The sequence below is a fragment of the Gordonia jacobaea genome (genome assembly GCF_965344965.1).
Taxonomy (GTDB): Bacteria; Actinomycetota; Actinomycetes; order Mycobacteriales; family Mycobacteriaceae; genus Gordonia; species Gordonia jacobaea.
Genome location: NZ_CBDRLS010000001.1, coordinates 977,702 through 994,417 on the forward strand (window position 1 = coordinate 977,702; position 16,716 = coordinate 994,417).

Here is a 16,716-nt window from a genome sequence, read left to right on the forward strand (position 1 = left end):
GACGCGGCGCAGACGGTTGATGTTCGTCGTGCCGCGGGTGATTCGGCCGGTCGGCTTGTCGGAGCCGCGCTGGGGCAACGCGCTAGAGGTTCTTCGTGATCCAGTCTGCGGCGTACTCGGCCTCGGCGCGGAACAGGTCGACGAGGTTGACCAACATCAGCTGCTCGAGCTTGCCGTTGACGAACGGGATGTACACCTTGACCTCGGTGGTCTTGCGGATCGTGCAGCCCGTCTCAGTGGGAAACAGTTCCTGCCAGCCGTTGAGGCTGCCGGGACCGGCGGGAATCGACGCGTTGTAGTCGCCCTTGGTGTTGTCGGGGTCGAACGGACCGAACGACTCCTCGCGGGTGATGACCATGTCCTTCATCAGCACGGTCTGCGCCAGTGCCGGGAGCTGATCACGTCCGATGGTCTGCTTGAGGACAACACTCATGCCGGTCTCGTCGGATCGGAAATCCTCGACCTCGCAGTGCGGCGAGATCATCTGGAACCCCGCCATCATGTCGTCCCAGTACTGCTTTGTGCTCTGCGCTTCGTAGAGCTTCTCCACGGGATGCGAGTAGCGCGCTGAGTAACTAAGCCGTCGTGCCATGGGTTTCAGGCTAACCGAGCACGGTACGGCCATCAAAAACTGGGACCGGCGCCGACCTGCCCGCACCGTGCTGACTCGACGTCGAGCTCAGTGGTTGGACTGCTCCCAGGTGACGGTCTCGTCGTGCTCGGCGTCGAGCAACTTGGTCAGCTCGTCGATGACGGCCTTCTCGATCTTGCTGCCGACAAAAGGGATCGAGACGGTTGCGCTGCCGCTGTACTGCATCGATGCGGGATCGCCCGTCACCGACACCGTGGCCTCGACCGTCGCGGGTGCGCCGGTGACCGACGCGGTCATGGTTCCGCTGATCGTCTCGCCGTTGCGGGTGAACACGTTGCGGCGCGGGATCTCCAGGTCGCCGGGGCGAACCTTGGTGATCATCGACGGCAGTTTGTCCTCGGGGATGCCCTGCTTCATCTCGACGGTCACGGTGTCGCCGTCGAGGGTGAACGACTCGAGCACGCCGTGACTCGAGTTGATGATCTGGAGCAGATCACGCCAGTACTGCTCGTTGGTGATGATCTCCCAGTACCGCGCGGTGGAGAACGTGTAGGTCACGGTGTGATTCAGCGTGCTCGCCATGACTGAGGAGACTACCCGAGCCGCCGTGCACCATCGGCCCCGACAGCGCCCGCTCGGTTACCGTTACACCGTGATCGACAACCCCTCCGCCCTGCAGTCCGCGCCGCTCGCCGATCTGACCACGTTGCGGGTCGGCGGTCCGGCGCACGCGATCGTGCACTGCCCGGATACTCGCAGCGTCGTCGAAGAGATCACCGCGCTCGACGCCGAGTCCGAACGGGTCCTCATCATCGGCGGCGGATCGAATCTGTTGATCTCCGACGACGGATTCGAGGGCACCGCCGTCGTGATCGAGAGCGGACACGTCGATTTCGGTACCGGACGCGAATCGGGCCGCGCGCACGTGACCGCCGACGCCGGGGTGGCGTGGGACTCTCTCGTCGAAGCAACGATCGACGCGGGATTCGGTGGGCTGGAATGTCTTTCGGGAATCCCGGGCGCTGCGGGCGCCACACCGGTACAGAACGTCGGCGCGTACGGGGTCGAGGTCGCCGACATCTTGCGAAGCGTGCAGGTGCTCGACAGGCGAGCTCGAACGCTGCGCTGGGTGTCCCCTGGCGAACTCGGACTGGGCTATCGGACGAGCAACCTGAAGTACCGCGACGATTTCGTCGTCGTCGCTGTCTCGTTCTGGCTCAACGACGATCGGCTCAGCGCACCGCTGCGCTACCGCGACCTCGCCGACCGACTCGACGTCGCGCGGGATTCACGAGTCGACGCCTCACTCGTCCGCGACACGGTCCTCGGACTGCGCCGCAGCAAGGGCATGGTGCTCGACGCCGACGATCACGACACCTGGAGTGCCGGTTCGTTTTTCACCAATCCGATCATCGGATCCGACGACGCACCGGCCGTCATCGCGCGCATCCGCGACCGCGTCGGCGCAGACATCTCGATGCCCTCGTTCCCCGTCACCGATGGGGTCAAACTCTCGGCGGGCTGGCTGATCGAACGCGCGGGTTACGCCAAGGGCTACCCGGGACCGGCCTCCCCCGCGCGCCTGTCGACCAAACACACACTGGCAGTGACCAATCGGGGCGGTGCAACCGCCGACGAACTCCTCGACCTCGCGCGCGACGTGCGCGACGGCGTGCGCGAGGCTTTCGGCGTCACGCTGCACCCCGAGCCGGTCCTGGTGAACTGCTCACTCTGACCGACCATCGTGGCCGACCATCGCGGCGTCCGCTCATAGGAACCCGACCGGTCGTCGTCCGGTTCCGACCGCGGGTGTCGGATCGGAGCCGAGTCCCGCGCCCAGCAACTCGGCGTAGATGTCACGAAAGTCAGTGGTGGCCTTCAGGTCCCCGTTGTCGAGGTCGGTCAGGCTGGGTTCGTCGCCGTGGAAACCTCCCCGCACAGGCGCCCCCGCGATGAACACAGGCCCAGCGGTGCCGTGATCGGTTCCCTCTGACGCGTTGGCGCGCACGCGTCGCCCGAACTCCGAGTACGCCATCGTCACCACATCCTTCCCTCGAGGGTCGGTCGCCATGTCCTTACAGAATGCACTCAACGCCGAATCGACCTCGCCGAGAAGCCGTTCCTGGGTCTCGCGTTCGTCGGCGTGCGTGTCGAAGCCGCCGACGCTGACCGAGTACACCCTGGTCGGAACTCCCGCCTTAATACACCGCGATACGGCGTCGAGTTGAGCGGCGAGCGCGTCGCCGTGTGCACCCGGCCGTCCGCCTGCAGCACGTGTCGAACCGCTCCCCGAGCTCGAGCGGATCGACGAGAACTGCTGCGCCGCTTTCTGTCCCGCCACGTACGACTCGCAGACCTGCTGTTGTCCCACGCCGTCGGCCGGATCGTGTGCGCCGAGTGACGCCAGCCGCGCCACCACGGGACTGGCGAGTTCGTGTCCGGAAGGATTGAGCGCGGCGGCGGTGGTCCTGGTGCCGATCGCGAGCATGGGGAGCACCGGTCCGATGTTCACCGCGCGCAACGGGTCGTCGCCGGTTGCGTCGAGCCACCGCCCGATCCATCCGCTGGTCACTGCCGAACCCGGCGACGCGGTCTGCCAGATGTCCATCGACCGAAAGTGGCTGTGATCAGGTTGGGGATATCCGACGCCGCGGACCACGGCCAGCGATCCGTCGCCCCACAGGTCGTGCATTCCCTTCATCGCCGGGTTCAATCCGAGCGAGTCGTCGAGCTGCAGCACCTGTTCGGGCGAGTATGCGAGCTCGCTCCTGGCATCGTGATATGCGTTGTCCGCGTATGGAATCAGTGTGTTGAGGCCGTCATTGCCGCCGTACATCGTGACGAGCACGAGGATTCCGTCGCCGACGACGCGAGGGCGTTGCACCGCCGCCTGATGAAGTTCGTCCCAGGACACCGTCGTTGCGCCCGCGGCCACTCCGAGTGCAGCGAGAACTCCGGTTCCGACGAGAAAGGTGCGTCGATCGATTTCCAGAAAGGGCATGTGCTCTCCTTCGCATCCACGTATCGGGATTCGTTCAGACAGTGAGGTATTCGGGACTGTTGAGAGCAATGGCGGTCAGGGTCACCGGATTTCCGATCGACTGCTTCAAGACCCCGGCGCTACGATCCGAGAACCTTCCGACGCCGAGCAGGTGTGCCGCAGCGTCGATCCGATCTGTCGGGGAGGCGTCGACGATCGACGGGTTCTGTGCGTTCTTGGCGACACGCATCGCCGCATCCCACCGGATCTCGGTGGCCGCGGTGGACAACCACGCCTGCCCGGATGGCCACCCGCCGACGTCGGGCGGATAGAAGGGCAATTGCCCGAGACCACGCAGAGTGGTCGCCATGTAGTGCAGATCAGCGTGCGTGACACGCGGGTGCAGGGCACGATGTGCGCCGACCAGCCACTCGACCGGCGACTGCACCGCCGACGCCTGCGCGAGTTCCGGGTCGGTCAGAATCGCGCCGAACAGCGCCCGCAGATCGCGCTGCGGTCCGTACGCCGCGGTGAGTCGCTGCGCCGCACTCGCCGACGGCGGGGCGTCGCCTGCCAGTCGCTGCCACAGTCGAGATGCGACGAATCCTGCGGATGCCGGATGCCCCAGCACAGCGTCGCAGAATCCGGCGGCGTCGAGTGGTCCGGTGACGCCGAGCACCGTCTTGGTTCCCGAATCATGTTCTGCCTGCCGCAGCACAGCCGTACCGCTCGGTGAGGTACGCCAGCCGGTCAGTGCGCGGGCACCCTCTCGAACGTCGGTCTCGGTGTATCCGTTGCCGTGACCGAGCGCGAACAGTTCCATGAACTCACGGGCCAGGTTCTCGTTGGGCGCTTTCTTGGTGTTCTGCTGCCCGTCGAGCCAGCGCAGCATCGCCGGATCGGTCAGCATGGCGTACGCCAACGGTCGAAACCCACCGAGGCCGAGACTGCGGAACGTCTCGTTCTGCCCTGCCATCGCCGACGCGGTGCGGACCTTTGCCGCCGAGGTCGCGAAGTGGCTGTGCCAGATGAAGGTCAGCTTCTCGGTGACGGGGTTCGACGCCGCGACCATGCGGTGCAGCCACCACTCGGTGAGCTCGCTGAGTTGCTCGCCGATCTGTGCGTTGACCCGTTTTCGGGCCGACGCAGATGCCGAACGTCCCAACCGATGGATGTCATCGAAATGTGGCAGCGGCGTCGCACGCACGCCCGGATCGTCGACTGCCTGTCCCGCGAGGGATTCGGTGACATAGGTGCTGATTCCGCGCGCGACAGCGGCGTCGACTTCCCTGCCGGTCGCACCAAACCCCATGCGGCGCACCACTCGTGCCGCAGACGTCCAGTCGCTCGATTGGCTCATATCGCCAGCATGGTCGGCGAGCAGTCGCGCCCGCCAGGGTCAACGACGAACCTTCAGGCAGTCTTCAGCCAACGACGCCGCGACGTTCCTACCGTGGACCGCATGCCGAATACCCCAGAATCAACCACACCAGAGCCAGACCCCACCGGGGACCATCCCACCGAGCAGTTCCACACCGAACCGATCAACCCGGACGCTGCCCATACGCATCAGTACGAAGCGCAACCCTACGGTCCGTCCGACGACGCACCGGCCGGTGCGAGTGCCACCAAGCGGGCGTCCAATCCGCTCCAGCGACACCGCACCGCAGTGCTCACGGGCGTGGTCGCGGTGGTCGCGGGCGGTCTGATCGGTGGCGGACTCGGCTACGCGGTCGCCGACACCGGCTCGTCGAGCGCCGGAACGTCGAGCACCGGGACGTCGACGCACGCCGCGTCGGGAACAGAGCACCACAAAGCAGCGAAGGGCAAGGCAGCCAAGGCCACCGCCGGAACGATCAGCGCGATAAATGGATCCACCTGGACCGTCACCACGCGAAAGAACCAGCAGGTCACGGTAAATATAGGCGCGGGCACAACGTTCGGGACGACCAAGACTCCTGAGCAGCAAACCGATTTCGCCGTCGGCGACCACATCGCAGTGGCAGGACAGCGCAAGGGCGACACCATCGACGCCAAGCGGGTGGTCAAACGGACACAACCGACATCGAACCCGTCGCAGGCGCCCGCAACGCCGTCGTCGCAACCGAGTTGATCCGCTGGGTGCCCACGCCGTGTGGATCGTCTCCGACCCCGGAGTTCCGCACACGCTGGCACACTGGTGATTCATGAGCTCGTCGGTACTTGTCGTCGAGGACTCCGACCCGATCAGGATCGGAGTCGAGTCCGCACTCGCCGACGCAGGCTATTCCGTCCGAGGTCGGCCAGACGGGTCGAGCATCGAACACGACCTCCGCGAATTCCGTCCGGACGTTGTCCTCCTCGACGTCATGCTGCCCGGCTCCGACGGCTTCGACCTCCTCGACGTCGTACGTCGGCGCAGCGATGCCGGCATTCTGATGGTCACTGCACGCGACGGCGTCGCCGATCGATTGCGTGGACTCACCGACGGCGCCGACGACTACATCGTCAAACCATTCGAGATGGCCGAACTCGTTGCGCGCGTGGGAGCCGTGCTCCGGCGGCGAGGCCGCGGGGCCGCGGCAATCCACATCGACGACCTCGTGATCGAACTCGACGCCGCGCTCGTACTCCGCGCGGGAACACCGATTCCGTTGACCGCCACCGAGTTCCGCGTGCTGGCGTTCCTCGCTCGACGACGCGACCGCGTGGTCACCAAAACGCAGATCCTCACCGGCGTGTGGGGATACGAGCACTACGACCCGAACCTGGTCGAGGTGAACGTGAGCGCGGTGCGTCGAAAACTGGAGGCGCACGGACCGAGGCTGCTCCACACCGAGCGTGGGCTCGGCTACATCATGCGTGCGCCCGTCGACCCGACCAGCAGCGTCGATCCGACCAACAGCGTCGACGATCGATGACCGCGCTGCGCTCGGGGTCGCTGCGGACCCGCGTAACCGTCGTCGCCGTCGCAGTCCTCGCGCTCTCGTTGATCGCGATGGTGGCCATCACGTCGGCGCTGTTCGACGCCGCGTCGCGGCGCGCGGTGGAAAGCGTTCTCACCGACCGTGTGACAACCGCCCGGCAGGTCGCCAGGACGGCCGCCACTCCGGAGGCATTCCTACGGCGGGTCGACGGGCGATCGGTGCGGGTACACCTGACCCTGGCGGACGGAACAGAGCTGGGGTCACGTCTGCCACCTGCTGACACCGAGGTGTCGCGAACGGTGAAACTCACTGGCGCACATGACTGGACGCAGGACGCGACCGCAACACTGTCCGTCGACAACCGCGTGCTGCAGGGGGTGCACACCAGACTCGTCTGGGGGATGGGTATCGCCGCGGGCTGCGCACTCGCCGTCACCGTGATACTGCTGTGGTTCGGCGTCCGCTACGCACTCCGGCCGCTGGACTCGATGACAGCGCTCGCCCGCTCGATCGCCGGAGGCAAGCGGGGCGAGCGACTGCTCCCCGCCCGGTCCGACTCCGAACTCGGCCGCACGGCACAGGCGTTCGACGACATGCTGGATTCGCTCGAGGATGCGGAGGCCCGCGAACGCAGCGCGCAACACTCCGTGCGCCGCTTCGTCGCCGACGCCGCCCACGAATTGCGCACTCCGGTGACAGGCGTTCAGGCGATTGCCGAGACCCTGCTGCAGCTACCTCCCGACACGCCGCTCGCCGAACGGGAGGAGCTACTGGTGCTACTCATTCAGGAGACGAGACGGGCCGGTCGACTCGTCGACGACATGGTGGACATGGCCCGGATCGACGCGGGACTCGTGCTGCGGGTCGAACCGACCGATGTCCAGGCGATAGCCGAGGAACAGACGCAGCGAGCCCGAATCGTCCACCAGGGCATGGCGATCGAGGTGAGTGGGACCGCGCCGACGACGATGGCCGATCCCGTACGGGTCGCGCAGATCGTCGCCAACCTACTCGACAATGCGTGTCAGGCGACTCCGCCGGGCGGCGCGGTGCGAGTGACATGCGGAACCGCAACGCGTCGGACGGGACCGCAGGTCGTCACGGTCACCGTCACCGATTCCGGACCGGGTGTGCCTGCCGCCGACGCGGAGCGGATCTTCGAGCGTCTGGTACGCCTCGACGACTCGCGAGACCGCAGATCCGGCGGGTCGGGTCTCGGCCTGGCAGTCGCACGAGGACTCGCCCGGTCACATCGGAGAGAACTCGAACTGGTCGAAACCGCTTCTGCCGGTGCGACATTCGTCCTGAGTCTCCCGTTGATTCACGAACCTCAGAACTGAGCGGCCTGCACCTGCGTGCGCGACACCTCATCGACGACGTCGTCGAGCAGCTCGTTGACGCGCTGCGCCGCCTCGATCGTCGACATGTGCCCGACGCCGTCGAAGATGACCTGGTCGCGCAGAGAACCGTTGCGGCGCAAGATGTCTGCCATCTCATCGGCGTGTCGGCGAGGGGTGAGTCGGTCGTCGGTGCCCACGATCACGGTCGTCGGAACACTCAGGGCCTCGAGTCCGGCCTCGACGTCGAGGCGGCCCATCGCCGCACCCCAGCGCCCACGCGCGCGAGGCGGACACGCCATGATCATCGTGTCGACGAACTCCACATGCGATGCGCGCGCCGCCGAGCCGAGCGTCACGTACTGCGAAACGCGAGAAGTGAACTGGCCGTGCGGCAATGGCGTCGACGCACTGGTGACGAGCCGACTGACCGCGGGCACGAACGGCCTGCTGTAACGCGGCAGCCCCTCGGGGATGAGCAGATGGTTCTGCACCACGCCGCGCGCCGCCGTTGACGCGAGCACCACCGCCGACACCGTCGTCGACACCTTCTCCGGGTGCTGCTTGGCCCACGACATGATGGTCATGCCACCCATGCTGTGGCCGATGAGGATCGCCTTGCGGCCGGGCGGGACAACCTCACCGAGCACGGCGTCGAGGTCGTGACCAAGGGTGTCGACGGTAGGCCTGCGGCGACCGAGTTCGCTGAGCCCGTGCCCGCGCTGGTCGTACGCGACGACGGTCCGCTCACCCGCGAAGTGGTTGATCTGCGGATTCCAGTAGTGGGTGTTGCAGGTCCACCCGTGTACCGCGACGATCACGTCGCCGGTGTCGGCCGCACCCGGATCGGGCCCGTACAACTCGACGTTCAGCCTGGTTCCGTCGATGCTCTCCACGCTGCGCTGCACTCGAGGTGCCGTCGGGTCGGCCAGCAGGTCGTCGGGTCCATCGTCGAGGGCCGGAGCCGACGCCATCACGCCGCGCGCGATTCCAGCGAGGTTGGTGCCTGCACCGACGGCCACTCCGCCGAGGCCGAGCGCTGCGGCGCCGAGCGCCCAGTTTCGAGTCTTCATACGTCTCCACTCCACCCCGTGTGGTGCTCGCTACTCGCGAATGACATCTTCCGATGTAACACTACCCGTTGTCAGATTCGACGGCGATGCCTCGTAGGTCGACGCCTCGGCCGGTTCCCCGTCAGTGCCTGCCTCGGGTCCGCCTGACGCGGCGTCGAAGTAGGTCGACGCCTCGCCGATGGCCTTGGAGATCTCGTCGTCGAGGGCTTTGCGGAACGTGGTCTCGACGATGTCGTGGGCCATCGGTCGGACCGTCTGGATGAGCTCGGCCATCTTGCTGACATTGGCCTCACCGAGTTCTGGCAGCTTCTCGTCGAAGTACTTGTCGGTGATGATCGAGACGAAGCTGCGCGCTGCGTCTTCGAGGTCGTCTTGCACACGGACGAACCGATCGAGCAGGACGTCGATGTCGATGCCGCTCTTGACCAGCACTTCGGCACCCTCGAGGACCTCGGGGTTCTTGATTGCGTAGTGGGCGCCGTCCTTGACCAGCAGACCGAGTTTCTGGCCGAGCGCGATCGATTTGTCCGAGGCATTGAGCGTCTTGCGCAGTTCGGTGATCGTGATGGTCGCGGCGCGTTTGAAGTTCCGGAAGCGGCCGCCCTTGGGCTCGCCGCGCAGCACGTGCTCCACCTTCATCCCGTAGTGGGCGGCATGAAGGAGTTCGCTGATCGTCGCGAAGGTGTAACCACGCTCGAGCATCCGGGAGATCAGGTTGAGGCGGACCAGATGCTCTTCGGAGTACCAACCGGTGCGGCCGCGGATCGTCGGAGGCGGGAGCAGTCCGCGGTCCTGATACACGCGGATGTTGCGAACACTGACTCCCGACGCGTCCGCGAGCTCGTTGATCCGATACTCAGCCATGAATCAGAGTGTATTCGCCACCCATCGTGGCTCCCGCCACTCCCTGCAGGGGATCGACACGTAGCGATTCAGGCAGTCCGGGCCCCCAACGTCACTAGCGCCCGACCTTCCGAAACCAGGACTTCCCCTGAATCGAGTCGACGCGGGGCCGCACATCGACGATGTACACCAGGACGGCCACGACGCCGATCAGATAGAACAGCGACGGCGCCTGAAAGAACCAGATGAACACCGTTGCCGCGGCAAGGATCGCCACCCAGATGACCTTCTTCTGCCGATCGACGGCAGGGAAGGCGTCGGAGCGCTGGATCGACGCGTGGATCAGCGACACGATCGCCGCAACACCTGCGACGACGGTCAGCACCCACAGGATCAGGTTTTGGCCCGCAGCCATGAAGCTCACAAAGTTCACGAATCACACTCTAGTCGTGCTTGCCGACGGTCGGGTCTGCGCCGTTCTCGCGGTTCTCGCGCTGGAAGGACTCGTAGATCTCCAGCAGCATCTGCTTCTGCCGTTCACTGATCGACGTGTCGATCAGCAGCGCGTCACGGACGGGGCTTGCGGGGCGTTCCTCGAGGATGCCCGCGCGCACGTAGAGCACCTCGGCGGACACACGCAGTCCCTTGGCGATTTGCGCCAGGACATCCGCAGACGGTTTGCGCAGCCCGCGCTCGATCTGACTCAGATACGGATTCGACACTCCCGCACGGTCGGCAAGCTGACGCAGCGAGACCTCTGCTGCCACACGCTGTGAGCGGATGAACGAACCGATGTCCTGCGCCGCCGTCGCGACAACGTCCTGTGCCGCGTTGGCGACCGTCTCGACGGGGTTGCTCGAACCCTCATCCGCTGCCGCCTCGACAGCCTCGTCAACCGTCTGCTCGACGACCGCGCCCGCGTCGTCGGACCCGGTGTTCGCGTCGTCGTCCGATGGGATTGGTTTGCTCTGCACTGCTTCTCACTCCCGATGCTCGCTGCCCCATGCCAGTATCGGGGTGCGTGCTAGCTCGTGCAAGCAGTCACGTCACCCGAAGATCAGAACCGACACCGTGTAGATCGCGAGTCCGGCCAGCGAACCGACCACGGTGCCGTTGATCCTGATGAACTGAAGATCGCGCCCCACCTGCAGTTCGATCTTCCGGCTGGTGTCGTCGGCATCCCAGCCCCGCACGGTCTCGGTGATCACGGAGATGATCTCGCGGGAGTAGTTCGTCGCGACGTGCTGAGCCACCCGAGCCACCCAGCCGTTCATCTTCTCCTGCAGCGGGCGGTCGTCACGGATGCGCGTTCCGAGTCGGATGACGGCGTCGGTCAGGGTGTTGCGCAGCGTGCTGTTGGGGTCTTCGAGCATCTGCTCGATGACCGCCTTGCCGGTGTTCCATGCGGTCGACGCCGCGTCCGCGACCTCGGCACTACCGACGAGGTCGTGCTTGATGCCCTCGAAACGCTCGATCATCACGGGGTCGTGCTGGAGGTCGTGTGAGAACTGTTCGACGAACTGGTGCATCGACCGTCGCATCTCGTGATCTGGATCGGTCTTGACCTTGTAGGTGAAGTCGACGAGTTCTCGGTAGATCTTGTCGCCGACGAGCGTCGACACGAACTTCGGTTTCCACGACGGTCCGACGTCGCGGTCGACGACACGCTCGATGAGGTCCTGGCTTCCGACGGCCCAGTCGTAGGCGCGGTCGCAGAGCAACTGGAAGACCGGATCGAGCCGGTCCTCGTCGACGAGTTGTTCCAGAATTCGGCCGATCGGGGGCGCCCATTCCGGCTCTGCCGCCCATTTCAGCACGGCCTGGATGAACTGCTCGATGTCCTCGTCGCCGAGCATCTCCGAGGCCAGCTTGATCGCGCGTGCCGCCTCGTCGGAGATCCGCGGACGGTTCGCGGGATCGGCGAGCCACGTCGAGACCCTGCGCGGCATGTCGAGCTGTTCCGCACGTTCGACGACGACGGCGGGCGTCATGAAGTTCTCTTCGATGAACTCGCCGAGCTGGTCTCCAATCTCGTCCTTCTTCTTCCTGATCAGAGCCGTGTGCGGTACCGGAATGCCCAGCGGATGCTTGAACAGCGCGGTCACCGCGAACCAGTCGGCGAGTCCGCCGACCATGCCCGCTTCCGACGCCGCTCGCACGTATCCCACCCATGCCGCCACGTCGGCGCCGTCGCGATGCTCGAGGTAGCGCATGCAGAGGTAGACGATCGCGGCCACCACGAGGAAGCCGGTCGAGACCACTTTCATCTTGCGGAGGTCACGTCGGCGGCGCTGATCACCCGGTCCGTCGGCGGCACCGAATCCCGGCGACGACCCCTTCGCCCGCGCGGGCGTCTGCCCCGGTTGGCCGGATACGTCCGGAATCACTGTCGACACTCAATAAGTTCTACCCTCTCCCGGGGATTAGGCTGGCCGAGTGATACCCAACCGGCCAAGCCCTGCGGCCGCGGCACGTACTGCGCTTTCGGCTGCCGCACATGTGACACGCGGGGTCGAACAGGCCCTGTTGGGTGCGGTCACCGACGACGCGGTCAAGCCGGACGGTCGCAGACAGCGCTGGGAAAAGCACAAACAGGAACGTCGCAGCGAGTTGACCGACGGCACGATCGAGGCCGTGCGGGCACTCGGGGCCGACGCCGGCATGGACGAGATCGCCACGCACATCGGGGTCTCCAAGACCGTGCTCTACCGATACTTCAGCGACAAGAACGACCTCGGCACAGCGGTCACGGTGCGCTTCTTCGAGACAACGCTCCTCCCTCGATTGGCGGAGGCGATCTCCGACGACGCCGACGAGTACACCCTGACCAGAACCGTCATCGGCGTCTACGTGCGAGCCGTCGCCGACGATCCCGGCCTCTACCGCTTCGCCCTGACGAACTCTCCGACGTCGTCTGTCGGGACCGTCGAATCGGAACGTCTGGTCGCGCAGTTGCTCACCGCGACCATCGTCGCCCGGATGGAGGAGCGCGCCGCGGACACGTCGGGCGCCATGGTCTGGTCGCACGTTCTGGTAGGCGGCATGCAGCGCGCCGTCGACTGGTGGATGACCGACCGCGAGCTTCCCGTCGACGACCTGATCGACTACCTGACGATGATGGTCTGGAGTTCGGTCACCGGGATCGCACGCGTCAACGGATCACGCGAAGCGTTCATCGCCGACCCTCCTGTGCTGACACAACCGACGAGACCTGAGGAGGTCAGCTTCGATGGCTAAGAAGGCTGGATGGACGACACCCGCGACCGAGTCGCTGCGGGCATCGACGCTCGGGCCGATCGCCGACTTCGATCCCGAGTCGACCCCCGGCTTCGACGGCGACCGTGACCTCGGTGCGGAGTTGCTCACCGAGCGTGGCGAGGTTCTCGCCGACCTCCAGGAGTTGCTGTTCGCCAACGGCCGGTCGGGTGATCACCGATCGGTCCTGCTCGTGCTGCAGGGAATGGACACCGCGGGCAAGGGCGGGATCGTGCGTCACGTCGGCGGCCTCGTCGACCCACAGGGCTTGTCCATCAAGGGTTTTGGCAAGCCGACGCCCGAAGAGCTCGAGCACGACTTCCTGTGGCGCATCCGCAAGGCCGTGCCGCCTGCGGGACGTATCGGCATCTTCGATCGCTCCCACTACGAGGACGTGCTGCCCGTGCGAGTGCACAACCTTGTGCCGCAATCGGAATGGGAAGGCCGCTACGCGACGATCAACGAGTTCGAGGACGACCTCGTCGCGACCGGAACGACCATCGTGAAGTGTGCGCTCGTCGTTTCCAAGGAGGAGCAGCGCACGCGTCTCGCCGAGCGCCTCGAACGGCCCGACAAGTATTGGAAGTTCAATCCAGCCGACATCGACGAACGTCCGTTCTGGGACGACTACCTCGCGGCATACCAGGCGATCTTCGATCGCTGCGACTCCGACGCCGCACCCTGGTACGTGATTCCCGCGAACAAGAAGTGGTTCTCACGCCTCGCGATCTGCGAGCTGCTGATCTCCGCACTGCAAGGACTCGACCTCGAATGGCCGAAGGCCGACTTCGACATCGAGGCCCAGAAGAAGCGGCTCGCCGAATCCGTCTGAGCGCGTTGGTTCTACGTCTGTTCGGTCGCGCAAGGTTCAGTCCCGCGTGGCCGATCCGGCGCCCGACTCGTCGCGGCGTCGAAGCACCGTGTGCGCCACGAGTCCGACGACGAGCGCCCAGAACGCTCCACCGATGCCCCAGAACGAGATTCCCGCGGCCGCGGTCACAAACGTGAGTGCGGCGGGAATCCGATACTCCTCCTGCGCCAGCGCACCGACGAGCGCCGAGGCGAAAGTGCCGAGTAGCGCCAGCCCCGCAACAGTTTCGAGCAGACCGTGCGGCGCGATCGCCGTGATCGTGACCAGCACCCCCGACAGTGCTGCGAGGATCAGGTACGACACGCCTGCCGAGATCCCGGCGATCCAGCGTCGAGAACGATCCGGTCCGGCTTCATCGCCTGCGGCGAGCGCTGCCGACAACGCCGCCAGATTGATCGCGTGGCCACCGAACGGCGCGCCGATGACCGTTCCGGTACCCGTCACGAACATCGAAGCGCGCCACGGGGTCTGGTAGCCGAACGACTTCAACACCGCGACGCCCGGCACGTTCTGCGATGCCATCGTGACCACGTAGAGCGGGATCGCGATCCCGACGATCGCCGAGGCATCGAAATGCGGTGTGGTCCAGGTGATCTGCGGCCACCATTCGGTGTGCGCCGCGGAGTCGACGCCGTGCACAGCAAGGTAGATTCCGATCACGACGAGTGCGGTGATCAGAGCGAGCGGCAACGCCCAGCGCGGCAACCAGCGAGTGGCACACAACCACACGACGAGAATCGGAATGGTCAGCAACGGTTGCACCGCAAGGGATTTGATCGGCGCCAGGCACAGGGTCAGCAGCACGCCCGCGAGCATCGCCTGTGCGATGGGCGTCGGAATTCTCGCTATGAGATCGCCGAGCGCCGGGATCAATCCCGTTGCGAGGACGAGAACTCCGACAACGAGAAAAGCTCCGACGGCGGCAGGCCAGCCCGCGTGGTAACTCGCGCCCATCGCCGCGAGGAGGGCTGCGCCCGGCGTCGACCATGCCAGAGTGATCGGCATCCGATAGCGCAGACACAGCACGATGATGCCGAGCGCGAATGTCACCGTCAGCGCCAAAAGACCCGAGGCGGCTTGCGTCGGCGACGCGCCGACAGCGCGGAGACCGGAGACGACGACCACAAAGGACGAGGTGAAACCGACGAGCGCGGTGACGATGCCCGCGACGATCGGCTCGGTGTTCGACACCCGCTGCTGTGTGGTCACGACGCCAGCATAGCGGTATCGTTCTGTAAACAGAACACTCGGGAGCGGTGCCCACCGCGACCGACGAATGAAGCGGAAGGCAGGCACGTGGTCGAGGGAGTTGTGAGCGACTCGGAGCGTGATGATCGACGACGGGACGTCGGTGATCGGCGACGGGACGTCGGTGAGCGGATCTCCGCGCTACGCACCGAACGCAACCTCAGCCTGTCCGCACTCGCCCGCGCCGCCGGGATCGGCAAGGGCTCACTCTCCGAACTCGAAGCGGGACAACGCAACCCAACCCTCGACACGCTCTATGCCGTGGCAGGCCCGCTCGGCGTGCCACTGACGGCACTCCTCGGCGAGGCGTCGGGAACCGAAGGCGACGGCACGCACCTCACCGCGCGGTTACTCCACGTCGAACATCACGACGACGGTTCGACGACGGAGGTCTTCTGGCTCCATGTCTCCTCCGGAGGGGTCCGACGCTCCCCCGCGCACGGCGCAGGCGTCGTCGAACATGTCCGGGTGGTGCGCGGAAACCTGGTCGCAGGCCCGGAAGGTGACGAAAAGCCTGCGGGCGCAGGCGAATCACTGCAATGGATCAGCGACCGACCGCACACCTACAGCACCGACGACGACGTCCTCGCCGTACTCACCATCGACTCACCCGGCTAGCGGCCACGTCGATGGTCTCGTCAACGCAGAACGTCCCGCGACCCGGACGCTGCACGATCGAATCATCGATCGTGAGGTCCGAGTACGCGGGACGCGAACTCTGCTAACCGAAACGGGTTAGCTGGTGCTCTTCTTGGCCGTGGTCGACTTCTTGGCGGTGGTCGACTTGGTCGCGGTGGTCGACTTTGCCGGAGCAGCCGTGGTGGTCCGCTTGGCGGCAATCTTCTTGGCGGGCGACGCATTTGCGGTGCGCGCCTTGCCCTCGACCGCGCCTGCGGCACCGTCGATCTTCGACGCTGCGGTCGCGCTACGGGCCTTGGCGGTCTTGCCGGCCTCGGTGACCGCTGCACTTGCCTCGTCGAGCTTCTCGTTCACCTCGAGGGCGGCCTCTTCGACCTTGCCGCTGAGATCGTCGACGGCGTCATCGAGGGCATCGCCCGCTTCGCCGACGCGGGTGCTGACCAGCGTTGCGAGCTTCGAAGCCTGCTCGCCGACGGCGCGAGTCTGATGCGAGACAACACCGAGTGCGTCCTCGGTCAGGTCGACGGCGTCGTTGTAGGTCTTCTCCGCGCGGGTCAGACCCTCCTGCACGATCGGCTGCTGCCAGAGGCGGCCGACGGCCTCTTCGCCGCGCTCGGCGAGCGAGGTGTAGATGGTCGTGGCGAACTCGACGTAGCCGTCGGCAACCTTGCGCAGTTCCTCGGGCGACAGCTTGGTGCGCAGGTCGTCGATGGTCGACTCGATGGTGCCGGGGAGCTCCTCGGGCAGCGCGTTCAGGCGGCCGCGGGTCTCCTCGAAGCGGGTCTGAGCGGTCTCGCCCGCAGCCTCGGTGCGCTCCTTGATCTGCGTGACAGCATCGCTCACCTGCTTGAGTGCAAGGTCTCCCGCGCCAACCACGGCATAGAACGGGCTGGGCAGATTGCGTTCGGTGGTGGTCATGGCGATCTCCTTAGTCAATTGGTCACCAAAAAAGGTTGCGGCACAAGGCATATC

Annotated in this window: 18 protein-coding genes; 7 read left to right on the plus strand and 11 right to left on the minus strand. The window is 65.7% G+C overall.

Going from position 1 to position 16,716, the window contains the following annotated elements; all coding sequences use genetic code 11:
- Window positions 1-82: 82 nt before the first annotated feature.
- A complete protein-coding gene (locus ACRVY7_RS04495) occupies window positions 83-592 on the minus strand; it encodes a DUF2505 domain-containing protein (RefSeq protein ID WP_005209386.1) in 510 nt (169 codons plus the stop codon).
- Between the two features lie 87 nt (window positions 593-679).
- Entirely contained in the window at window positions 680-1,174 is a 495-nt protein-coding gene (locus ACRVY7_RS04500; protein ID WP_431816132.1) for a DUF2505 domain-containing protein, read from the minus strand.
- A 70-nt stretch (window positions 1,175-1,244) separates the two neighbouring features.
- Here ACRVY7_RS04500 and ACRVY7_RS04505 point away from each other — a divergent pair, with 70 nt between their 5' ends.
- Window positions 1,245-2,327: a UDP-N-acetylmuramate dehydrogenase gene (locus ACRVY7_RS04505; protein ID WP_431816396.1), complete on the plus strand. Its 1,083-nt coding sequence runs from the start codon at window positions 1,245-1,247 to the stop codon at window positions 2,325-2,327.
- A gap of 33 nt (window positions 2,328-2,360) precedes the next feature.
- On the opposite strand, the gene ACRVY7_RS04510 is transcribed toward ACRVY7_RS04505, so the two are convergent.
- Both ACRVY7_RS04510 and ACRVY7_RS04515 read right to left on the minus strand, forming a co-directional pair.
- Window positions 2,361-3,593, minus strand: a complete 1,233-nt coding sequence (locus tag ACRVY7_RS04510) for a DUF1501 domain-containing protein (RefSeq protein ID WP_431816133.1) — start codon at window positions 3,591-3,593, stop codon at window positions 2,361-2,363.
- A gap of 34 nt (window positions 3,594-3,627) precedes the next feature.
- Window positions 3,628-4,932: a DUF1800 domain-containing protein gene (locus ACRVY7_RS04515; RefSeq protein ID WP_431816134.1), complete on the minus strand. Its 1,305-nt coding sequence runs from the start codon at window positions 4,930-4,932 to the stop codon at window positions 3,628-3,630.
- Window positions 4,933-5,034: 102 nt separating this feature from the next.
- On the opposite strand from ACRVY7_RS04515, the gene ACRVY7_RS04520 reads away from it, so the two are divergent.
- The 3 genes from ACRVY7_RS04520 to ACRVY7_RS04530 all read left to right on the plus strand — a co-directional run bounded on the left by ACRVY7_RS04520 (window position 5,035) and on the right by ACRVY7_RS04530 (window position 7,818).
- Entirely contained in the window at window positions 5,035-5,685 is a 651-nt protein-coding gene (locus ACRVY7_RS04520; protein ID WP_431816135.1) for a hypothetical protein, read from the plus strand.
- Window positions 5,686-5,758: 73 nt separating this feature from the next.
- Window positions 5,759-6,472 (plus strand): response regulator transcription factor, encoded by a 714-nt coding sequence (locus ACRVY7_RS04525; protein ID WP_431816136.1) that lies wholly within the window; start codon window positions 5,759-5,761, stop codon window positions 6,470-6,472.
- A complete protein-coding gene (locus ACRVY7_RS04530) occupies window positions 6,469-7,818 on the plus strand; it encodes a sensor histidine kinase (protein WP_431816137.1) in 1,350 nt (449 codons plus the stop codon). The genes ACRVY7_RS04525 and ACRVY7_RS04530 overlap by 4 nt, the downstream gene beginning before the upstream one ends.
- Here ACRVY7_RS04530 and ACRVY7_RS04535 read toward each other — a convergent pair.
- The 5 genes from ACRVY7_RS04535 to ACRVY7_RS04555 all read right to left on the minus strand — a co-directional run bounded on the left by ACRVY7_RS04535 (window position 7,809) and on the right by ACRVY7_RS04555 (window position 12,118).
- On the minus strand, window positions 7,809-8,888 hold the full coding sequence (locus ACRVY7_RS04535; protein ID WP_431816138.1) for an alpha/beta fold hydrolase: 1,080 nt from the start codon (window positions 8,886-8,888) through the stop codon (window positions 7,809-7,811). The genes ACRVY7_RS04530 and ACRVY7_RS04535 overlap by 10 nt on opposite strands.
- 30 nt (window positions 8,889-8,918) lie before the next feature.
- Window positions 8,919-9,752 (minus strand): MerR family transcriptional regulator, encoded by an 834-nt coding sequence (locus tag ACRVY7_RS04540; RefSeq protein WP_431816139.1) that lies wholly within the window; start codon window positions 9,750-9,752, stop codon window positions 8,919-8,921.
- A 94-nt stretch (window positions 9,753-9,846) separates the two neighbouring features.
- Window positions 9,847-10,164 carry a DUF2516 family protein gene (locus tag ACRVY7_RS04545; RefSeq protein ID WP_064868961.1) on the minus strand — a complete coding sequence of 106 codons (318 nt, stop codon included), beginning with the start codon at window positions 10,162-10,164 and terminating at the stop codon, window positions 9,847-9,849.
- Window positions 10,165-10,174: 10 nt separating this feature from the next.
- The gene (locus ACRVY7_RS04550; RefSeq protein WP_431816140.1) at window positions 10,175-10,705 is read right to left on the minus strand and encodes a helix-turn-helix domain-containing protein; all 531 of its coding nucleotides are present in this window, start codon (window positions 10,703-10,705) and stop codon (window positions 10,175-10,177) included.
- Window positions 10,706-10,777: 72 nt separating this feature from the next.
- On the minus strand, window positions 10,778-12,118 hold the full coding sequence (locus tag ACRVY7_RS04555; RefSeq protein ID WP_152930014.1) for a DUF445 domain-containing protein: 1,341 nt from the start codon (window positions 12,116-12,118) through the stop codon (window positions 10,778-10,780).
- 52 nt (window positions 12,119-12,170) lie between these two features.
- On the opposite strand from ACRVY7_RS04555, the gene ACRVY7_RS04560 reads away from it, so the two are divergent.
- Complete coding sequence (locus ACRVY7_RS04560; protein WP_231894135.1) at window positions 12,171-12,968, plus strand: TetR/AcrR family transcriptional regulator; 798 nt, start codon at window positions 12,171-12,173, stop codon at window positions 12,966-12,968.
- Window positions 12,961-13,818 carry a polyphosphate kinase 2 family protein gene (locus ACRVY7_RS04565; RefSeq protein WP_049697640.1) on the plus strand — a complete coding sequence of 286 codons (858 nt, stop codon included), beginning with the start codon at window positions 12,961-12,963 and terminating at the stop codon, window positions 13,816-13,818. The genes ACRVY7_RS04560 and ACRVY7_RS04565 overlap by 8 nt, the downstream gene beginning before the upstream one ends.
- 36 nt (window positions 13,819-13,854) lie before the next feature.
- Here the strand turns inward: ACRVY7_RS04565 and ACRVY7_RS04570 are convergent, their stop codons facing one another.
- Complete coding sequence (locus ACRVY7_RS04570; RefSeq protein WP_431816141.1) at window positions 13,855-15,066, minus strand: benzoate/H(+) symporter BenE family transporter; 1,212 nt, start codon at window positions 15,064-15,066, stop codon at window positions 13,855-13,857.
- Window positions 15,067-15,168: 102 nt separating this feature from the next.
- Between ACRVY7_RS04570 and ACRVY7_RS04575 the strand changes: the two genes are divergently transcribed.
- Window positions 15,169-15,723: a helix-turn-helix domain-containing protein gene (locus tag ACRVY7_RS04575; RefSeq protein ID WP_431816142.1), complete on the plus strand. Its 555-nt coding sequence runs from the start codon at window positions 15,169-15,171 to the stop codon at window positions 15,721-15,723.
- A gap of 117 nt (window positions 15,724-15,840) precedes the next feature.
- On the opposite strand, the gene ACRVY7_RS04580 is transcribed toward ACRVY7_RS04575, so the two are convergent.
- On the minus strand, window positions 15,841-16,662 hold the full coding sequence (locus tag ACRVY7_RS04580) for a hypothetical protein (protein ID WP_049698014.1): 822 nt from the start codon (window positions 16,660-16,662) through the stop codon (window positions 15,841-15,843).
- Window positions 16,663-16,716 lie beyond the last annotated feature (54 nt).